Genomic DNA, 18,823 nt, shown 5'->3' with positions numbered 1-18,823 from the left:
GCCGGCTCGCGGCCCATGCCCGCGCGCTGCCTGCCACTCTGGAATTCCACATGTCCGCATCGACCATGACTCCCGGAGAGATCGTCTCCGAACTCGACAAGTTCATCATCGGCCAGAACCGCGCCAAGCGCGCGGTGGCGGTGGCGCTGCGCAACCGCTGGCGCCGCCAGCAGGTCGCCGAGCCGTTGCGCCACGAGATCCACCCCAAGAACATCCTGATGATCGGCCCCACCGGCGTGGGCAAGACCGAGATCGCGCGCCGCCTGGCCAAGCTGGCCAACGCGCCCTTCATCAAGATCGAGGCCACCAAGTTCACCGAGGTGGGCTACGTGGGCCGCGACGTCGACACCATCATCCGCGACCTGACCGAATACTCCATCAAGCAGACGCGCGAGATCGAGATGCGCCGCGTACGCAGCCACGCGGAAGACGCCGCCGAGGACCGCATCCTCGACGCGCTGGTGCCGCCGGCGCGCACCGCCACCGGCGATCCCGAACGCGGCGAGGACGGCACGGCGCGCCAGACCTTCCGCAAGCGTCTGCGCGAAGGCAAGATCGACGACCTGGAGATCGAGATCGAGGTCGCCCAGGCCATGCCGCAGATGGACGTGATGACGCCGCCCGGCATGGAAGAGATGGCCGAGCAGCTGCGCGGCATGTTCGCCGGACTGGCCAAGGAAAAGAAAAAGCCGAAGAAGATGAAGGTGAAGGAAGCCTTCAAGCTGCTGGTCGAGGAAGAAGCCGCCAAGCGCGTCAACGAGGAAGACCTGCGCGCCGTGGCCGTGGCCAACGTCGAGCAGAACGGCATCGTGTTCCTGGACGAGATCGACAAGATCGCGGCGCGCCAGGAAACGGGCGGCGCCGACGTGTCGCGCCAGGGCGTGCAGCGCGACCTGCTGCCGCTGGTGGAAGGCACCACGGTCAACACGCGCTACGGCATGGTGCGCACGGACCACATCCTGTTCATCGCCTCGGGCGCGTTCCACCTGGCGCGTCCGTCCGACCTGATCCCCGAACTGCAGGGCCGCTTCCCCATCCGCGTCGAATTGGATTCGCTGACCGCCAAGGACTTCATCAGCATCCTGTCCGACACCGATGCGTCGCTGATCAAGCAGTACACGGCGCTGCTGGCCACGGAAGACGTCACGCTGGAGTTCACGGACGACGGCATCGCGCGCCTGGCCGAGCTCGCGTTCTCGGTCAACGAGCGCACCGAGAACATCGGCGCGCGCCGCCTGTACACGGTGATGGAAAAGCTGCTGGAAGACCTGTCGTTCGACGCCAGCACGCGAGGCGCGATCACGGTGAAGATCGACGCGGCCTACGTGGACGAGCAACTGGCCGAGACGGCAGGCAGCCAGGATCTGGCGCGCTACGTGCTTTAGGCCACCGTCGCCCCAGGCGGGCGGCCGATCTACCGCACAGACCACGGGCCCGGGCGTAAACCCGGGCCCGTTGTGCATTCAGAAGAAATGCATCGGACGCATCGTCAGCCGTTCGATGTCGGTGCGAAAATGCGCGCGTCGCCGGGCGGCCTTCGGCCGATGGCTCGGCGTGGCAAGCCAGGGAGGCCGCCAGCCATGGCGCTTGCGGACTACTTCGAGATCTTGGTGACCACGTACTTGCCGTCCTTGCGTTCGGCCGTGAAGCTCACCTTGTCGCCCGGCTTGATGCCGGCCAGCATGGCCGGATCGGCCTGATATACCAGCGTCATGGCGGGCAGTTCCAGCGCGGAGATGGCGTCGTGCTTCAGCGTGACCTTGCCGCCCGCCTGATCCACGCGGCGCACCTCGCCGCTGGCGCTGGCCTGCTGGGCGTAGGCCGCGGGCGCCATGGCCACGACCGCCAGGATCGCCGCCGTGGCGGCGCGTTGTCGGAATGAATACTTCATGCGTGATACCTCCTGCATGTCAGCATTCAGCATAGCGCACCCTGCGCGCCGCGGTCCGCTTCGGGTCCGATCCTGGCGCTACAGGTGATTACAGCGGGCGGTCGCGCACGCCTGAATACGCAACCGGCACACCTCCGTCCTCGACCGCCCGGGCACTTCGCTGCGACGGCGCGCGGCCATCGCCGGGTGCTAGGATGTCCCCCTTCCCCGCCGCACCAGGAGACCCGCATGGCCAACCGTCTTTCCGTGATCGCCACCCGCACCGGCGACGACGGCACCACCGGCCTGGGCGATGGGTCGCGCACCGGCAAGGACGCGCCGCGCATCGCCGCGCTGGGCGACGTGGACGAACTCAACAGCACGCTGGGCGTGCTGTGCGCCGAGACCCTGCCCGATGACGTGGCGGCGGATCTTCGCGCCATCCAGAACGACCTGTTCGACCTGGGCGCCGAACTGAGCATTCCCGGCCACGTGGCCCTGGCGCAGGCGCAGGTGGCGCGCCTGGACGCGCGGCTGGCGCACTACAACGCCGCCCTGCCGCCGCTGCGCGAATTCATCCTGCCCGGCGGCAGCCGCGCCGCCGCGCTGGCCCACGTGGCCCGCACGGTGGCGCGCCGCGCCGAGCGGGCCGTGGTCGCGCTGGCCCACACCGAACCGGTGCAGGCCGCGTCGCGCCAGTACCTGAACCGCCTGTCGGACCTGATGTTCGTGTTGGCGCGGCACCTGAACCGCGCGGCCGGCCAGCCCGACGTGCTGTGGACCAGCCCCAACGCGCGCCAAGCGGACTGAAGGTAGCCCTGCAACGCCGGCAGGACAGGCCCGGGGCCGCCGCCCACGCTGCACCGCACGCTTGCGCCGCCATGCAATGGCGGCGGTCGGAGATCGACTTGATGGCGCCGCGGACCTCGTCGCCACGCTTGAAGCTGGCGGCGAACGCTACCCACCGGCTCAGGCCTCCCTGCGAGATCGGCGCCAAGGCTGGCCGGGATGCCGCCAGCGGCGGGCATGGCCCGGCCTGCCCCCCCCTTACAATGGGGCTCCTGTCGCATTCCCTTGCACACCATGACTCTCCTGGTCACCGGCGGCGCCGGCTTCATCGGTTCCAATTTCATCCTGGACTGGCTTGCGGCCAACGATGAGCCCCTCGTCAACCTGGACAAGCTCACCTATGCGGGCAACCTGGACAACCTGGCCAGCGTGCGCGACGATCCGCGCCACCGCTTCGTGCATGGCGACATCTGCGACGCCGCCCTGCTGCAGCGCCTGCTGGCGGAGCACCGCCCCCGCGCGGTGATCCACTTCGCGGCGGAGTCGCACGTGGATCGCTCGATCCTCGGCCCGGGCGAATTCATACAAACCAACGTCGTCGGCACCTTCCAGTTGCTGGAATCCGTGCGCGCGTACTGGAGCAGCCTGGAAGGCGCGCCGCGCGCCGCGTTCCGCCACGTGCACATCTCCACGGACGAGGTGTATGGCTCCCTGCTGCCCGGCGATCCGGCGTTCACCGAAGCGCATCCCTACCAGCCGAACAGCCCCTATTCGGCCAGCAAGGCCGCCAGCGACCACCTGGCCCGGGCGTACCATCACACGTACGGGCTGCCGGTGCTCACCACGAACTGTTCGAACAACTATGGGCCGTTCCAGTTTCCCGAGAAGCTGATCCCGCTGGCCATCCACAATGCGCTGGCCGGCAAGCCGCTGCCGATCTATGGCGACGGTCGGCAGGTGCGCGACTGGCTGTACGTCGGCGATCATTGCAGCGGCCTGCGCCGCGTGCTCGAGGCGGGCGAGCCGGGCCAGACCTACAACATCGGCGGCAACAACGAGCAGGCCAACCTGGACCTCGTGAACAGCCTGTGTGCCCTGCTGGACGAGCTGCGTCCCGACCCGCAAGCCCGGCCGTACCACAGGCTCATCACGTTCGTGCAAGACCGGCCCGGCCACGACCGCCGCTACGCCATCGACATGCGCAAGATGGCGCGCGAACTGGATTGGACGCCTGCCTACGATTTCGCGGGAGGCCTGCGCCGCACGGTGCAGTGGTACCTGGACCATCCCGAATGGGTCCGGCGCGCCACCAGCGGCACGTACCGCAACTGGGTGGCGCAGCAATACACGCCATGAAGCTGCTGCTGCTGGGCGCCGCGGGGCAACTGGGCCGGGCGCTGGCAGCGCCGCTGGGCAGCCTGGGCGACGTGACGGCGCTGGACCGCGCGCAGGCGGACCTCGACCATGCCGGGGCGCTGCGGGACGTCGTCCGCGCCCACGCGCCGGACGTCATCGTCAACGCCGCCGCCTACACCGCGGTGGACCGGGCCGAGCACGAGCCGGCCATCGCCCAGCGCATCAATGCCGACGCGGTCGGCGTGCTGGCGGACCTTGCCCGCGAACGCGCAGCGCTGCTGGTGCACTATTCAACCGACTATGTGTTCGACGGCAGCAAGGCGGGCGCGTATCTGGAAGACGACGTCGCGCGCCCCTTGAATGCCTATGGCCGCTCCAAGCTGGCCGGCGAACAGGCCGTGCACGCAAGCGGCTGCCGCGCCCTGGTGCTGCGTACCAGCTGGGTCTACGCCGCGCACGGCGAGAATTTCGTCAGGACGGTGCTGGCGCTTGCCGCCCGGCAGGACACGTTGCGGATGGTCTCGGACCAGGTCGGCGCGCCCACGTCGGCCTCGCGCGTCGCAGACGTCACCGCGCAGGCCATCGCTGCCCACCAGGCCGGCCGCCTGGCGTCCGGCCTGTATCACCTGACGGCCGCGGGGAAAGTCGACCGGCACGCGCTGGCCTGCCGCATCGTGGCGCGCGCAGGCGCCCGGACGCCACTGCGGCTCGCGCCCGAACGCATAGCGCCCGTCGCCACGCCGGAAGATCCGTCCCGGGCGCGCCGGCCGCGCAACAGCGTGCTGGACAGCACGGCCCTGTCGAGGGCGCTGGCCGTCGAGCTGCCGGATTGGCGGGTCGACCTGGACGCCGTCGTCGATGCCTTGACGCAGCCGTGACGGCGCGGCGGCCGTACGGACCGCCGTCTCGCCGTTCCCAGGCCTGCAGCGATGATGGGTTCCAGGCCGAGGCGCGGGCGCCCCTGCCTGGAAAGAACGCCCTGCGCCGCGCCCAGGGAACTACTTCTGCACCGGTCGCCCGAAGAACGGATAGCTGGGATCGTTGTAGCCGTGCGAGGACGCGTGGCCCGGCACGACCCAACCATCGACCATGGCCTCTTCCTCCGGGGAGATCGTCACGTCCAGCGCCCCGTAGTAATCCTCCATCTGCGCCAGCGTGCGTGGCCCGGCGATCACCGCGCTGATGACCGGATTGGCCAGCACCCACGCCGTGGCGAAATGGCCAGGCAGCACGCCGCGGTCCTTGCAGTGATCCACCAACTGCCTGGCGATCAGCAGCGACTCTTCACGGAACTCCGTATCCAGGATGCGCTTGTCGCCGCGTCCGGCCCGCGTGTCGGCGGCCGGCGCCTGGCCCGGCTGGTATTTGCCCGTCAGCACGCCGCGCGCGATGGGGCTGTAGGGCACCACGCCCAGGCCGTAGTGCGCGCAGGCCGGCAGGATCTCGACCTCGGGGTTGCGGTTGAGCATGTTGTAGTACGGCTGGCAGACCACAGGCTTGGGCACGCCCAGCTGTTCGCACAGGCGGATGATTTCCGCGATGCGCCAGCCGCGGAAATTGGACACGCCGAAGCTGCGCAGCTTGCCCGCGCGGATCAGGTCGCCCAGCGCCTGGACGGCCTCTTCCAGGTTCTCGCCATGGAAATCGCGGTGCAGGTACAGGATGTCCAGATAGTCGGTGTCCAGGCGCGCCAGGCTGCCCTCGACGCCTTTCACCAGCCACTGTCGCGAATAGTGCGACTGGTTGGGCGCCTTGGTGAATACGTTGCCGATCTTGCTGGCCAGCACCCACTGGTCGCGCTGGCCCGCCAGCAGCTTGCCCACGACCTCTTCCGAGCGGCCCTGGTTGTAGACGTCGGCGGTGTCGATGAAATTGAGCCCGTGCTCACGCGCCGAGGCAACGATGGCGCTGGCCTCGTCGAAAGGCGTCTGTTCCCCGAACATCATGGTGCCCAGGCACAGTTCGGATACCTTCAGGTTGCTGCTGCCCAGTCGGCGGTATTTCATGGCATATCGTCCTTTTGCATGGCCACGCCGGTCCAAGGCGGCGTACGCGCGGACCGGCGGAAGAGGAAAACATCGCCATGCAGCATACGCCTGTTCGGGCGGTCGGCACGCACGGGGCTGCGCTACAGTGGACACTCAGTTCTCGAGTCCCTCTGCCCAGACTATGAAATTCACCCCTACGACCCTGCCCGGCGTCCTGATGATCGAGCCCGTGGTGCACGAGGACGAACGCGGCTATTTCTACGAGAGCTTCCGACTCGCCACGCTCGAAGAGACGGTCGGCCGGCCGTTGCGCTTCGTTCAGGACAACCAGTCGCGCTCGGCGCGCAACGTGCTGCGCGGCCTGCACTACCAGGTCCGCAAGCCGCAGGCCAAGCTGGTGCGGGTGCTGTCGGGGGAGGTGTTCGACGTGGCGGTCGACCTGCGGCGCGATTCCCATACCTTCGGTCAGTGGATCGGCACCGTGCTGTCCGCGGCCAACCGGCGGCAGTTGTGGATCCCGGAAGGATTCGCGCACGGACTGCTGGTGCTGTCGGACTGGGCCGAGGTGCTGTACAAGGTGAGCGATTACTATGCGCCGGAATTCGACCGGGGCGTGCGTTGGGACGACCCCGCGATCGGCGTGCAATGGCCGCTGGACGGCCCCCCTACGTTGTCGGGGAAAGACCGCGTCGCGCCGCTGCTGAACGAGGCCGAGGGCTATCCGGGCTGACGTGCCAGTAACCATGGCCCAGGCCCGTGGCATCGGCGTCCGGGCACCTTCATCGGCTGGCGCGCAGGCAACAAAAAAGCGCGGCCGGGCCGCGCTTTCAGGCATGCGCCGCGTGGCCTGGGCCGCGCTCGACGTGGGAGTCCTCAGTTGACCCCGGCCGCGTGCGCCTGTTCGTCGGCGTGGTACGACGAGCGCACCATGGCGCCCACGGCGGCGTGCGAGAAGCCCATGGCATAGGCCTCGCGCTCGAACATCGCGAAGGTGTCGGGATGCACGTAGCGCAGCACCGGCAGGTGGTGCTCGGAGGGCTGCAGGTACTGCCCGATGGTGATCATGTCGACGTTGTGCGCGCGCATGTCGCGCATCACCTGCAGGATCTCTTCGTCCGTTTCGCCCAGGCCCAGCATCAGGCCCGACTTGGTCGGCACCTCGGGGTGCAGTTGCTTGAACTCGGCCAGCAGCTTCAGCGAATGCGCGTAATCGGACCCCGGGCGCGCCTGCTTGTACAGGCGCGGCACGGTTTCCAGGTTGTGGTTCATCACGTCCGGCGGGCCGCTGTTCAGGATGGCCAGCGCGCGGTCCAGGCGGCCGCGGAAGTCGGGCACCAGCACCTCGATGCGGGTGCTGGGCGACTGCTCGCGGATCTGCGTGATGCAGTCCACGAAGTGCGCCGCGCCGCCGTCGCGCAGGTCGTCGCGGTCGACCGAGGTGATGACCACATAGGACAGCTTAAGCGCCGCGATGGTGCGCGCCAGGTTGGCGGGCTCGTTGGTGTCCAGCGGATCGGGGCGGCCATGGCCCACATCACAGAACGGGCAGCGGCGCGTGCACTTGTCGCCCATGATCATGAAGGTGGCGGTGCCCTTGCCGAAGCACTCGCCGATGTTCGGACACGAGGCCTCTTCGCAGACCGTATGCAGGTTGTGCTCGCGCAGGATGCGCTTGATGTCGTAGAACCGCGAACCCGGCGACGCCGCGCGCACGCGGATCCATTCGGGCTTCTTCAGGCGCTCGGCCGGCACGATCTTGATGGGGATGCGCGCGGTCTTGGCCTGGGACTTCTGCTTCTGGGTCGCGTCGTAGGCGGCGGCGGGCGCGGCGGCCTGCGGATCTACGGAAGAGGGGGATTCGCCAGTCGTGGACATTGTGTACCTTCAGGGCGGGCGCTGCGGGCGCCTGTGCCGGCATGCAAAAAGGAGAGTTTACAGGGTCTTCCCGGGGGTGGGCTCTGAGTGGCGTTTCAATGGGGGACGGACTACGGGTGGACAGGCGATGTCCTTGGCGGCTGGGTTGCTACTGACATTCGGTGCTTGCTGGCGATTCAGTGCTTTGGCGATTTGGGTTCTTGAGACGCCGCAGCCGTACCTGCGAAGTCCCGTCCTCGCGCTTTCGCGCTGCGGGCGGGACTTCTCCGGCACGTCTGCGGCTCGCAGGAACGGTGGATCGGACGAAAACCATTCGTGGCTGATCGAAGAGCCGTGGCATGGCGTTGCAGGGAGCCTGGGCCATGACGGAGGACTCTCGCCCGCAGCGCGAGAGCGCGAGGACGAGAGTACGCAGTCATGGCCCTGGCGGCTGAAGAACCCTGAACGTCATAGATCGGCGCTCACAGAAGCAAATCTCAAGAACGCTTCAAGTTCTCGATATACCGGATCCCCATCACCTTCAACACGACATTGCGGACCGCCTTGCTGATCGGGTAGGAGATGCTGGCAGCCCGCTCCGAGCCGAAGAACAGGTAGCTGATGCGGTTGAACAGGCCCGAGGGAGTGCTCAGCAGCGTCAGCATGTGGATCGCGTCGGCCCCGTAGTACAGGCGGTCGCCCATCTTCAGCACCATGCCCTGGTCGATGTCCAGGCCGGCGGCGGTGATCTCGTCCATCAGGGGGCCGGGCTGGCGCGCGTCGACCAGGTGCAGGCGGCCGGCAGCCTCGCGGATGCGGACGACCTTGCAATAGGTGCGGCACAGCGGACATTCGCCGTCGTAGACCAGCCAGATGTCGCCATCGCGCGAGTGCGTCTGCATGGGGCTCCCCTGCATGAAACCGGGCCTGCGCGCGGCGCCGGATGGCCGCGCACGGTGATATAGTACGTGAATATTTAGCTAATTAGTTAATTAACTATGCAGATCGATGCCGTCTTCGAAGCCCTGGCGTCCGCGCCGCGCCGCAAGGTGCTGGCGTATCTGTCGAACAGCCCGCTGACGGCGGGCGAGATCGCGCAGCGCTTCGACATGAGCAAGCCCGCCCTGTCGAAGCACCTGAAGGTGCTGGAACATGCCGGGCTGGTGCGCAGCGAGAAGAAGGGCCAGTTCGTCCACTACAGCCTGGCCGACGACAACATGATCGCCACGCTGCACAGCTTCATCGCCACCTTCTGTCCGGTGGGGCGCCCGCTGGTCAAGGAAAGCGCGGCGCTTGGCCGCGCGCGCCGCAAGCCGGCGGGCGGCGCCCCCTGATTGCCGTCTGCCCGGCGCGGACTGCCGGGCGTTCGTTCCCACACAAGAAAAAAGGATGCACATGAACGATCCGCGCACGACCCTGCTCATCATCGGTGGCTACGGCACTTTCGGCGGCAGGCTGGCGCGATTGCTGGCCGACGATGCCCGCCTGACCCTCGTCGTCGCGGGCCGTTCGCTGCCCAAGGCCGCGGCGTTCTGCAATGCATTGCCGGCGCGCGCACGGCTGGTGCCGATGCGCTTCGATCGCGACGGCGACGTGCCCCGCCAGCTGGCCGGCGCCGCGGCGGGCATCGTGGTCGATGCCACGGGGCCTTTCCAGGGCTATGGCAGCGATCCGTACCGCGTGGTGCGCGCCTGCATCGACCAGGGCATCCACTATCTGGACCTGGCCGACGGCAGCGGCTTCGTGCACGGCATCTCGGCCTTCGATGCGCAGGCGCGCAGCCAGGGCGTGTTCGCGCTGTCGGGGCTGAGCAGTTGTCCCGTGCTGACGGCCGCGGTGGTGGACGCGCTGTCAGAGGGCCTGGCGCACCTGGACGCGGTGCATGCGGGCATTGCGCCGTCGCCCCGCGCGGGCGTGGGGCTGAACGTGATCCGGGCCATCGCCGGCTACGCCGGCCGGCCGGTCTCCATGAAGCGCGACGGCCGGCCCGCCGTGGGCCATGCCCTGACGGACGCCATGCGCTACACGGTGGCGCCGCCGGGCCGTCTGCCGCTGCACAGCCGGCGCTTCACGCTGGTGGACGTGCCCGACCTGCAGGTGCTGCCGGCCCTGCATCCGGGCCTGCGCACGGCCTGGATGAGCGCCGCCCCCGCGCCCGGGCTGCTGCACCGCATGCTCAGCGGGCTGGCCTGGCTGGTGCGCTGGAAACTGGTGCGCACGCTGGAACCCGCCTCCCCCCTGTTCCACCGGGCCACCCGCCTGCTGCGCTGGGGCGAGCACCGCGGCGGCATGTTCGTGCAACTGGCGGGCCGGGATGCCGATGGCCGGGCCGTCGTGCGCGAATGGCATCTGCTGGCCGAAGGCAACGACGGCCCCTTCATTCCGGCCATGGCCGTGGCGGCGCTGGTGCGCAAATACCTGGCCGGCATCGTGCCGCCCGTGGGCGCGCGGGCCGCCACGGGATCGGTCTCGCTGTCCGACTACGACACCGAATTCGCGGCGCGGGCCATCCACACCGGACGGCGCGAGCGGCGCGAGGGCGATGCCGCCCTGCCGCTGTACCGACGCGTGCTGGGCGACGCCTGGCATGCCCTGCCCGCCACGCTGCGCGCCATGCACGACATCGGCCCCGGCGTGATGGCCTCGGGCCGGGCCACCGTCGAGCGCGGCGCCAGCCCGCTGGCCCGCCTGCTGGCGTCGCTGTACGGCTTTCCCGAAGCGGCCGCGGACGTACCCGTGCAGGTGTCGTTGCAGCCGCGCGGCACGGCCGAGGTATGGCGCCGCACCTTCGGCGGCAAGACGTTCAGCAGCGTGCAGGAGGAAGGCGACGGCCCGTCGGCGCATCTGGTCACCGAGCGCTTCGGGCCAGTCGCGGTATCGCTGGCCGTGCTGGTGGAAGACGGCCGGTTGAGGCTGGTGGTGCGGCGCTGGACATTGCTGGGCATCCCGATGCCGCTGTTCCTGGCGCCGGGCGGCAAGGCCATCGAGTACGAGGCGGACGGCCGGTTCCACTTCGACGTGGAGATCGCGCATCCGTGGACGGGCAGGATCGTGCGCTACCGGGGCTGGCTGACGCCGCGCGAGTCGGTGCACGTGCCTCGATGAGCGGTGCGGACCGGAGTTCGGCCGCGACGCACGCGGGTCGGCGGGCGCATCCCCGCGCGGGCCGGCGGGCGCTCAGCCGCTTACCGCAGGACGCGCATGACGCGCCGTGCGGACCGGGCCCGGCCTCACCCGCACAGGCCTTCGCCGCAGATGTGCGGCGCCACCCGGCTGGCCACGCTGTTCCCCACGTCCGCCAGATCGGCGCGCACGCCGCAGGCAGCCATGTCCACGGTGCGCAGGCCCTCGTAGCCACAGGGATTGATGCCCAGGAACGGCGCCAGGTCCATGTCCACGTTGATCGACAGGCCGTGGTACGCGTAGCCGTTGCGCACCTTGATGCCCAGCGCCGCGATCTTGGCCAGCTCGCCGCCGCCGTTCGGATCGGGCACGTAGACGCCGGGCGCGCCGGGCTTCCTGCAGGGCTCGCGCACGCCGAACTCCCGCAGCGTGCCGATCACGGCGTCTTCCAGCAGGGCCACGTACTCGCGCACGTACAGGCGCGCGCGGCGCAGGTCCAGCAGCACGTAGGCCACCAGCTGGCCGGGGCCGTGATAAGTGATCTGGCCGCCGCGGTCGCAATGCACCAGCGGGATGCCGTTGGCGTTCAGCAGGTGGCCTGGCAGGCCGGCCTGGCCCAGCGTGTAGACCGGCGCGTGCTCGCATAGCCAGATCTGGTCGGCGGCGTCGGCGGTGCGTTCTTCGGTGTAGTCGCGCATGGCACGCCACACCGGCAGGTAGTCGGCCGGGCGGTCCAGCCATTTGGTGACGGCTTGCACAGCCTGGACGCCTACAGGACGATCGACACCATCGGATGGCCATGCAGCGCGCGGTACAGCTCGTCGAGCTGCTCGCGCGAGGTGGCGCGCACGGTGAAGGTCAGGCCCATGTAGTTGCCGCCCTTGCTGGGGCGCATCTCGACGGTGGTGGCGTCGAAGCCGGGGTCGTACTGCAGCACGACGTCGGTCAGCCGTTGCGCGAATTCCGGATGCTGCTTGCCCATCACCTTGATGGGAAAGTCGGACGGATATTCGATCAGGGAATCTTCAGGGGGGATGTTCATGTTGCTTCTGCCTGGCGAGGCCGCGGGGCGGGCCAGGGCGAGAGCCCAGGCGCCTTCGCGGCGGGCCGCGCGACGCGGCCGGTGCTAATGCGCGGTGGCCTGGAGCGCGGCGATGCGGGCATCATAACCCGCGCGCAACCTGGCAAAAACAGGGCCGGGTTTGCCGTCGCCCACGGGCTTGCCGTCCAGTTCGAGCAGCGGCTGCACTTCACGGGCGGCCGAGGTGACCAGCAGCTCGTCGGCGGCGTGGACTTCCTCGCGCGAGATGCGGCGCGCCTCGAACGGCACGCCGGCCTCTTGCGCCAGCTCGGCCAGCAGGCCGTAGCGGATGCCTTCCAGGATGAGGTTGTCGCGCGGCGGCGCCAGCAGCGTGCCGCCGGCCACCACCCAGATGTTGGACGACGAGCCCTCGGTGAGCCAGCCGTCGCGGAACTGCACCGCCTCGTCCACGCCGGCCTCGGCCGCCTGCTGCCTGGCCAGCACGTTGCCCAGCAGCGAGATCGACTTGATCTCGCAGTGCAGCCAGCGCTCGTCGGCGACGCTGATGGCGCGCATGCCGCGGGCCAGCACCTCGGCCGACGGCGGCGTGAACGGAGTGGCCATGCCGAACACCGTCGGCTCGATGGCGACCAGCGGAAAGGCGTGGTCGCGCTTGGCCACGCCGCGCGTGACCTGCAGATAGACGATGCAATGCGGATGCGGACAGCGCGCGGCCAGCTCGCGCACCACCTCGGTCCAGCCGGCGCGGTCCATGGGCGCGGCGATGCGCAGGGCGGCCAGGCTGCGCTGCAGGCGATCCAGGTGGCCGTCGATGCGGAACGGCTTGCCCTGGTAGACGGGGACGACGTCGTAGATGCCGTCGCCCAGGATGAAGCCGCGATCCAGGACGGAGACCTTGGCCTCGTCCACGCGCAGGTACGCGCCGTTGAGATACACCTGGCTGTCGCCCGGCATGCCCGGAATCATGGCGTTCTCCACCCGTGTCCCCGTGCGCTTACTGGAACCAGCGCTTGACCATGTCGCCCATGCGGCCGAAAAAGCCGGCGCGCTCGACGTCTTCCTGGGCCACCAGCGGCTCGGTGCGCAGCGTCTTGCCGTCCAGCGTGAGCTGCACGGTGCCGACCTGCTGCCCCTTGGCGATGGGCGCGACCAGCGGATCGGTGCGCTGCGCCACGGGCTTGATCTCGGCGCCCTTGCCGCGCGGCACGGCCAGCCACACGGGATTGGGCGGGCCCAGCTTGACCGACTCGGCCTTGCCTTCCCAGACGCGCGCATCCAGGCCGGGCTGGTTCTGCCCGTACAGCTTGACCGTGTCGAAGTTCTGGAAGCTCCAGTTCAGCAGCTTCAGGCTTTCCTCGGCGCGGGTGGCCTCGCTGTCGGCGCCGACCAGCACCGTCAGGATGCGGCGGTCGCCGCGCATGGCCGTGGTGACCAGGCAGTAGCCGGCCGAATCGGTGTGGCCGGTCTTCATGCCGTCCACGGACGGATCGGCCCACAGCAGCCGGTTGCGGTTGGGCTGCGTGATCTTGTTGTACGAGTATTCCTTCTGCTTGTAGTAGTGGAAGAAATCGGGGTGGTCGGCGATGAGGTGCGACGCCAGCACCGCCAGGTCGCGCGCGGTGGTGACGTGCTGCGGGTCTGGCAGGCCCGTGGCGTTCATGAAGTGCGTGTTGCGCATGCCCAGGCGCTGCGCTTCCTGGTTCATCAGCGCAGCGAAGGCGGTTTCGCTGCCGCCCACGGCCTCGGCCAGTGCCACCGAGGCGTCGTTGCCCGACTGCACGATCATGCCCTGGTTGAGCTCGTCGACCGTGACGGGCTTGCGCGGCTCGATGAACATGCGCGAGCCGCCGGTGCGCCACGCGTGCTCGGACACGGGCACCTGCTGCTGCAGCGTCAGGCGCTTTTCTTCCAGCGCGTTGAACACCACGTAGGCCGTCATGATCTTGGTCAGCGAGGCCGGCTCGATCTTCATGTCCGGATTGGACGAGGCCAGCGTCTGGCCGCTGTTGACGTCGACCGTGATCCAGGCCTTGGCCGCGATGGTGGGCGCGGGCACCGACGCCAGGTCGCCGACCTGCGGGGCCGCCGGATCGGTGAAGGGCAGCGAGGTGGGCGACGTGGTCTTGGACGCCGTGGCGGGCGGCGGGTTGGCCTGCTGCGTGGCGGCAGCCGGCTGCTGTTGCTGCGCGGCGGCCGGCAGCGCGGCGGCCAGCACGGCCGACGCGATGGCGCCGGCCAATGCGCGGCGCGCGAATGCAACGGAAACAACGGCGGTCTGGGACGGTTTGTTCATCGGCAACGATATCCGGAGGTAGAGCGGGCCTTGCGGCAAAAGTGCCTGCAATTATGGCAGCCTATGCGATCGGCCTGGGCGCCAAATGTTCCCGGGCCCCGCAAAATACAACGCAATGTAGGGGCGATACGAAGGCCTGCGACGCGGGCGCGGCGCGGCGTCAGGGCAGCGCCACCTGCAGGCGCTCGGCCACCAGGCGGCGCAGCACCAGCAGCTTGCCGTGGAAGAAATGCGAGGCGTCCGGCACCACCACGATGGGCAGGCCGCGCGTGCGCGCCCAGTCCATGGTTTCGGCCAGCGGCACGACCTCGTCCTGCTCGCCGTGCACCAGCAGCGTGTCTTCCGGCACCTTCAGGTCGGCCGGCTGGAAGCGTTGCACCGCGGCGCCCATCAGCATCAGCGCGGCCGGCAGCTGCGTGTCGCCGCCCTGCGCCAGTCCCGCATGCACGCCCGCCGCCACCGCCGTGCCGAACGAGAAGCCGCCCAGCGCCCAGGGCTTGCCGGCCAGGTCGGGAAAGCGCTCGCGCACCTGCGCCACCAGCGCCAGCATGTCTTCGGTCTCGCCGATGGCCTTGTCGAACGCGCCGGCGGACTCGCCCACGCCGCGCAGGTTGGGCCTTACGGCCAGCAGGCCGTGCTGGACGCAGGCGCGCGCCAGCGTCGTGACGACCTTGTTGTCGCGCGCGCCGCCCTGCAGCGAATGCGGGTGCAGGATCAGCGCCCAGCCGCGCGGCTGGCCTTCGGGCCAGTCGAGCGCGCAGTCGATGCGCCCCGCGGCGCCAGTGAAACCTTCGATCTCGGTACGAGCAGACATGATGGATGCGTGGCTAGGAAAAAAGGAACGGCCGCCGCCTCGTGGAGGGCGGCGGCCACGGAAATCGTCAACGCGGGCGGGCGCGGCCCGAGGCCGCCTCGGGCGTCGCGGCGGCTGACGAGGCCGGCATGGCCTGCGCCAGCCATTGCGCCAGCTCGTCGGCCGCCTCGTCGGTGGCCTGGCGCAACGCGGCCGCGCCGCCGGCGGCGTCCTGCGAGGCGGCGGGCACCGCGCGTTCGACGCGGCGCTGCGCCACCACGCGGCGGTCAGCCAGCAGCACCGCCTGCAGGGCCAGCTGGCCGGTGCTGGCGCTGCCATCAGGCTGGAAGACCTGTTCGAAACGGGTCAGCGTGACCTGCAGCTGCGGCACGCCCGTCGAGGCCTCGGCCAGCACGGCGCCCTGGCGCGACAGGCGCTCGGCCAGCCGCTGCCGCACCAGCTCGGACGGCGCGGCCGCCCAGCGGGCCTGCGCGTAGGCGCGCGGGCTGGCGCTGTCGCCGATGCGCCAGACCATGCCGGGGTCCGCCAGCGTGGGCACCGCGGTGAAGCCCAGCGACAGCGGCGCGCGCGCGGCCAGCGCCGGCGCGGAGCGCTGGTCGGCGCCCAGGTCGTACAGCGTCGGCGTGGGGCCGGTCTTGCCCAGGCTGCAGCCGCCCAGGGCCAGCGCCACGGCCAGGATGGCAAGGGGCCGCTTCACGCCGGACCGGGCCGGGCCGTCGCCGGGCAACGAGACGGGTGCGCGGGACGCATGGGTACGCAATGGCTGTTTCATCTTCATTCCTTCCCGAATCCGGCGAATCCCGGCTCGCCCGGGCCGGCCTGCACCGGCGGCGGGCCGAACAGGATCGACTGGGGCGTGTCGCCCACGCGGCGCAGCGCCGTCGAGGCCGTGCGCGCGGCGCCGTTCACGCCGGTGGCCATGCGCGACAGCGCCGGCAATGTCTCGTTGTCCAGGCGCGCGGCCGCCCAGGTGATCTGCTGCATGCTCTGCGTGGCCGCGGCCAGGGGACCGTTGGGACCGTCCAGGCGCGCCAGCGCCTGGCGGGCGTCTATCATCAGGCCATTGGCCTGTTTGGCCGCGCCGCTCATCTCGCCCGCCACGGCGTCCAGGCGCCGCACCAGCGGGCCGAGCTCCTGGCTGGCCTGCTTGAACTGCGACGACATGTCGGCGGCATTCTGCAGCACCGCGGTCATGGCCTGCACGTTCTGCTGGCTGAGCAACTGGCTGAGCTGCTGCGTGGCGCGGTCCACGTTCTCCAGCACCGCCGTGCCGCGCTGCTGGATGCGATCGAAGAAGCCCGGCCGCAAAGGGATCGCGGCGGGATGGTCGGCCGAGGTGGTCAGCAGCGTGGGCTGCATGCCATCGTCGCGCAGTTCGACGTTGGCGCCGCCGGTGATGCCCTGCACGCCCAGCTCGGCCCACGTCGATTCGGTGATGGGCGTGTTCGGCGCCACGCCGATGCGGATGCGCACCTGGCCCGGGCGCTCGGGATTGAGCGCCAGCGCCTGCACCTTGCCGACCGGCACGCCCTGGTAGCGCACGGCCGACTGCGCCGTCAGGCCGGTGACGGCCGTGGACGAGATGATCTCGTAGATGGCCTGCTGCGAACGATCGCGGCTCAGCCATACGGCCACCAGCGCCGCCGCGGCCAGCAGCACCAGCGTGAACAATCCCGCCAGCAAGGCATGACTACGGTTTTCCATGACCCGATTCCTTCGGTACCAAGTCTCCCAGCGCGCGGCGGCCCCGCTCGCCCAGGAAGAACTCGTGGATGAATGGATGATCGACCCGCACCACCTGGTCGATGGTGTCGCAGGCAATCACCCGTTTTTCGGCCAGCACGGCGATGCGCGAGGACAGCGCCACCAGCGTGTCCAGGTCGTGCGTGACCATGACCACCGTGAAGCCCAGCTGCGCGTGCAGCGAGCGCACCAGGGCCACGAACTCGTCGGACCGCAAGGGATCCAGCCCGGCCGTGGGCTCGTCCAGGAACAGCAGGCCCGGATCGAGCGCCAGCGCGCGTGCCAGGGCGACTCGCTTGATCATGCCGCCCGACAGGTCGGACGGCCGCTTGTCGGCGTCCTTGGCGGTCAGGCCCACCATGGCCAGCCGGCACATCACCACGTCGCAGATCAGGTCGTCGGGCAAGGCGCGCAATTCGCGCAGCGGCAAGGCCACATTGTCGAACACGGACAGCGCGGAGAACAATGCCCCGGCCTGGAACAGCATGCCCCAGTGCTGGGACAGGCTGTGGAACTCGGCGGGCGACAGCTCGTGCAGGTTGCGGCCCAGCACGCGCACGCTGCCCGCGGCCGGGCGGTCCAGGCCGATGATCTGGCGCAGCAGCGTGGTCTTGCCCGATCCGGACCCGCCCACCAGCGACAGGATCTCGCCGGGCAGCACGGCCAGGTTCAGGTCGTCGTGCACGACGTGGTCGCCGAAGGCCGTACGCAGGCCGTTGACGGCGATGACCGGCGCCTTCGTCATGGCGACGTCGGAATGCGGCATGGCGTTGGCCAGGGCGCCCATCAGATGCCCACCGAACTGAAGACGATGGCGTACACCGCGTCGACCAGGATCACGCCGGTGATGGACGTGACCACCGACGTGGTCGTGCCGCGGCCCAGGCTTTCGGTGTTGGGCTCGATGCGCAGCCCGAAATGGCACGCCACCAGCGCGATCACCATGCCGAAGGTGGCGCCCTTGAGCAGCCCGATGCCGTAGTTCGGCAGCGAGATCGCGCGCGACAGGCCATCGATGAACCATTCCAGCGAAATGCCCAGCTGCGCCTTGGCGGCCAGCATGCCGCCCAGCAGCGCCAGCGCATCCGTCCACAGCACCAGCAGCGGCATGGTCACGGCCAGCGCCACCACGCGCGGCAGGATCAGCCGCTGGCCGTGCGCGATGCCCATGACGCTCATCGCGTCCAGTTCCTGCGTGACGCGCATGACGCCGATCTGCGCGGTGATGGCCGAGCCGGATCGGCCCGCCACCAGGATCGCGGCCAGCACCGGGCCCAGTTCGCGCACGATGGACACGCCCAGCAGTTGCACGATGAAGCGGTCGGCGCCGAAGGTGCGCAATTGCTGGGCCGAGAGATAGGACAGCACCACCCCGATCAGGAAGCCCACCAGCGCCGTGATGCCCAGCGCCTGCGCGCCCGTGCGGTAGATCTGCGCCGAGATCTCGCGCCACGGGCCGCGCCGCGGATGGCGCAGCAGGCCGCCCACGTCCAGCACCAGCTGGCCCAGCATGGTCAGCAGCGCCATGCCGTTGTGCAGGCCGCGGCCCAGCGCGTCGCCGATGCCGCGCACCCATTCCAGGCTGTCGTGCTCCGGCGGCTCGGGCGGACGCATTTCGCCGCGGTTGGCGTTCAGGGCGTCGAACACCGCGCGCTGGCCGTCGGTGCAGCGCAGGCGCTCGGGCAGCTGGTAGCCCCAGGCATGCCAGATCAGGTGGGCGCCGATGGTGTCCAGGCGCTCGACGGCGCTCAGGTCCCAGCGCAGCTCGGTGCCCAGCCGCTCCAGCGCCTGGCGCCGCGCCGTGGCCACGCCGGGCTCGGCCAGCGCCTGCATGCTCCAGTCGCCCGCCAGATAGCAGGCGCCGCCGTCCAGGCGGACGGGCGGCAGGGGGTGCGTGGCGGTGGAAAGCGGACGAGGCATGGGCAGCCGGACGATGACGATTCCCCGATGA

The 18,823-nt window shown here is 69.7% G+C and carries 20 protein-coding genes; 7 read left to right on the top strand and 13 right to left on the bottom strand.

Annotation, left to right across the window (positions count from 1 at the left end):
• Positions 1-50: 50 nt before the first annotated feature.
• Entirely contained in the window at positions 51-1,385 is a 1,335-nt protein-coding gene (gene hslU / locus FS845_RS06235; protein WP_144631496.1) for an ATP-dependent protease ATPase subunit HslU, read from the top strand.
• Between the two features lie 209 nt (positions 1,386-1,594).
• On the opposite strand, the gene FS845_RS06230 is transcribed toward hslU, so the two are convergent.
• A complete protein-coding gene (locus FS845_RS06230; RefSeq protein WP_260986187.1) occupies positions 1,595-1,891 on the bottom strand; it encodes a copper-binding protein in 297 nt (98 codons plus the stop codon).
• Between the two features lie 228 nt (positions 1,892-2,119).
• On the opposite strand from FS845_RS06230, the gene FS845_RS06225 reads away from it, so the two are divergent.
• The 3 genes from FS845_RS06225 (at position 2,120) to rfbD (ending at position 4,893) form a co-directional block, all read left to right on the top strand.
• Entirely contained in the window at positions 2,120-2,680 is a 561-nt protein-coding gene (locus tag FS845_RS06225; RefSeq protein ID WP_144631492.1) for a cob(I)yrinic acid a,c-diamide adenosyltransferase, read from the top strand.
• Positions 2,681-2,953: 273 nt separating this feature from the next.
• Positions 2,954-4,015 carry a dTDP-glucose 4,6-dehydratase gene (gene rfbB, locus FS845_RS06220; protein WP_144631490.1) on the top strand — a complete coding sequence of 354 codons (1,062 nt, stop codon included), beginning with the start codon at positions 2,954-2,956 and terminating at the stop codon, positions 4,013-4,015.
• A complete protein-coding gene (rfbD, locus tag FS845_RS06215) occupies positions 4,012-4,893 on the top strand; it encodes a dTDP-4-dehydrorhamnose reductase (RefSeq protein WP_144631487.1) in 882 nt (293 codons plus the stop codon). The genes rfbB and rfbD overlap by 4 nt, the downstream gene beginning before the upstream one ends.
• 120 nt (positions 4,894-5,013) lie before the next feature.
• On the opposite strand, the gene FS845_RS06210 is transcribed toward rfbD, so the two are convergent.
• Complete coding sequence (locus FS845_RS06210) at positions 5,014-6,021, bottom strand: aldo/keto reductase (RefSeq protein ID WP_144631485.1); 1,008 nt, start codon at positions 6,019-6,021, stop codon at positions 5,014-5,016.
• Positions 6,022-6,184: 163 nt separating this feature from the next.
• On the opposite strand from FS845_RS06210, the gene rfbC reads away from it, so the two are divergent.
• Positions 6,185-6,733: a dTDP-4-dehydrorhamnose 3,5-epimerase gene (gene rfbC / locus FS845_RS06205; protein ID WP_144631483.1), complete on the top strand. Its 549-nt coding sequence runs from the start codon at positions 6,185-6,187 to the stop codon at positions 6,731-6,733.
• A gap of 143 nt (positions 6,734-6,876) precedes the next feature.
• Here the strand turns inward: rfbC and lipA are convergent, their stop codons facing one another.
• Both lipA and FS845_RS06195 read right to left on the bottom strand, forming a co-directional pair.
• On the bottom strand, positions 6,877-7,878 hold the full coding sequence (lipA, locus tag FS845_RS06200; protein ID WP_144631481.1) for a lipoyl synthase: 1,002 nt from the start codon (positions 7,876-7,878) through the stop codon (positions 6,877-6,879).
• 476 nt (positions 7,879-8,354) lie between these two features.
• Positions 8,355-8,759, bottom strand: a complete 405-nt coding sequence (locus FS845_RS06195) for a DCC1-like thiol-disulfide oxidoreductase family protein (protein ID WP_144631479.1) — start codon at positions 8,757-8,759, stop codon at positions 8,355-8,357.
• Positions 8,760-8,855: 96 nt separating this feature from the next.
• On the opposite strand from FS845_RS06195, the gene FS845_RS06190 reads away from it, so the two are divergent.
• Together FS845_RS06190 and FS845_RS06185 are read left to right on the top strand one after the other, a co-directional pair.
• On the top strand, positions 8,856-9,191 hold the full coding sequence (locus FS845_RS06190; RefSeq protein ID WP_144631477.1) for a metalloregulator ArsR/SmtB family transcription factor: 336 nt from the start codon (positions 8,856-8,858) through the stop codon (positions 9,189-9,191).
• Positions 9,192-9,252: 61 nt separating this feature from the next.
• Positions 9,253-10,962 carry a DUF4166 domain-containing protein gene (locus FS845_RS06185; RefSeq protein WP_144631475.1) on the top strand — a complete coding sequence of 570 codons (1,710 nt, stop codon included), beginning with the start codon at positions 9,253-9,255 and terminating at the stop codon, positions 10,960-10,962.
• 125 nt (positions 10,963-11,087) lie between these two features.
• Here the strand turns inward: FS845_RS06185 and lipB are convergent, their stop codons facing one another.
• The 9 genes from lipB to FS845_RS06140 form a co-directional block, all read right to left on the bottom strand.
• The gene (lipB, locus tag FS845_RS06180) at positions 11,088-11,738 is read right to left on the bottom strand and encodes a lipoyl(octanoyl) transferase LipB (protein ID WP_144631472.1); all 651 of its coding nucleotides are present in this window, start codon (positions 11,736-11,738) and stop codon (positions 11,088-11,090) included.
• Positions 11,739-11,749: 11 nt separating this feature from the next.
• Positions 11,750-12,022 (bottom strand): DUF493 family protein, encoded by a 273-nt coding sequence (locus tag FS845_RS06175; RefSeq protein WP_144631470.1) that lies wholly within the window; start codon positions 12,020-12,022, stop codon positions 11,750-11,752.
• A gap of 84 nt (positions 12,023-12,106) precedes the next feature.
• Positions 12,107-12,988, bottom strand: coding sequence for a D-amino acid aminotransferase (locus tag FS845_RS06170; protein ID WP_144631468.1), 882 nt, complete (start codon positions 12,986-12,988; stop codon positions 12,107-12,109).
• A gap of 28 nt (positions 12,989-13,016) precedes the next feature.
• On the bottom strand, positions 13,017-14,315 hold the full coding sequence (locus FS845_RS06165; RefSeq protein ID WP_144631466.1) for a D-alanyl-D-alanine carboxypeptidase family protein: 1,299 nt from the start codon (positions 14,313-14,315) through the stop codon (positions 13,017-13,019).
• Positions 14,316-14,475: 160 nt separating this feature from the next.
• Positions 14,476-15,129 carry an alpha/beta hydrolase gene (locus tag FS845_RS06160; RefSeq protein WP_144631464.1) on the bottom strand — a complete coding sequence of 218 codons (654 nt, stop codon included), beginning with the start codon at positions 15,127-15,129 and terminating at the stop codon, positions 14,476-14,478.
• A gap of 67 nt (positions 15,130-15,196) precedes the next feature.
• The gene (locus FS845_RS06155) at positions 15,197-15,901 is read right to left on the bottom strand and encodes an ABC-type transport auxiliary lipoprotein family protein (RefSeq protein WP_144631462.1); all 705 of its coding nucleotides are present in this window, start codon (positions 15,899-15,901) and stop codon (positions 15,197-15,199) included.
• Between the two features lie 2 nt (positions 15,902-15,903).
• Positions 15,904-16,833: an MlaD family protein gene (locus FS845_RS06150; RefSeq protein ID WP_144631459.1), complete on the bottom strand. Its 930-nt coding sequence runs from the start codon at positions 16,831-16,833 to the stop codon at positions 15,904-15,906.
• Entirely contained in the window at positions 16,820-17,638 is an 819-nt protein-coding gene (locus tag FS845_RS06145; RefSeq protein WP_260986186.1) for an ABC transporter ATP-binding protein, read from the bottom strand. Before FS845_RS06145 ends, FS845_RS06150 begins: the two co-directional genes overlap by 14 nt.
• Positions 17,639-17,658: 20 nt before the next feature.
• Positions 17,659-18,792 carry an MlaE family ABC transporter permease gene (locus tag FS845_RS06140; protein ID WP_144631456.1) on the bottom strand — a complete coding sequence of 378 codons (1,134 nt, stop codon included), beginning with the start codon at positions 18,790-18,792 and terminating at the stop codon, positions 17,659-17,661.
• Positions 18,793-18,823: the final 31 nt, after the last annotated feature.

Source organism: Bordetella genomosp. 13 (assembly GCF_007679965.1).
Lineage (GTDB): Bacteria > Pseudomonadota > Gammaproteobacteria > Burkholderiales > Burkholderiaceae_B > Bordetella.
This window is presented reverse-complemented; position numbering and strand designations above follow the sequence as displayed.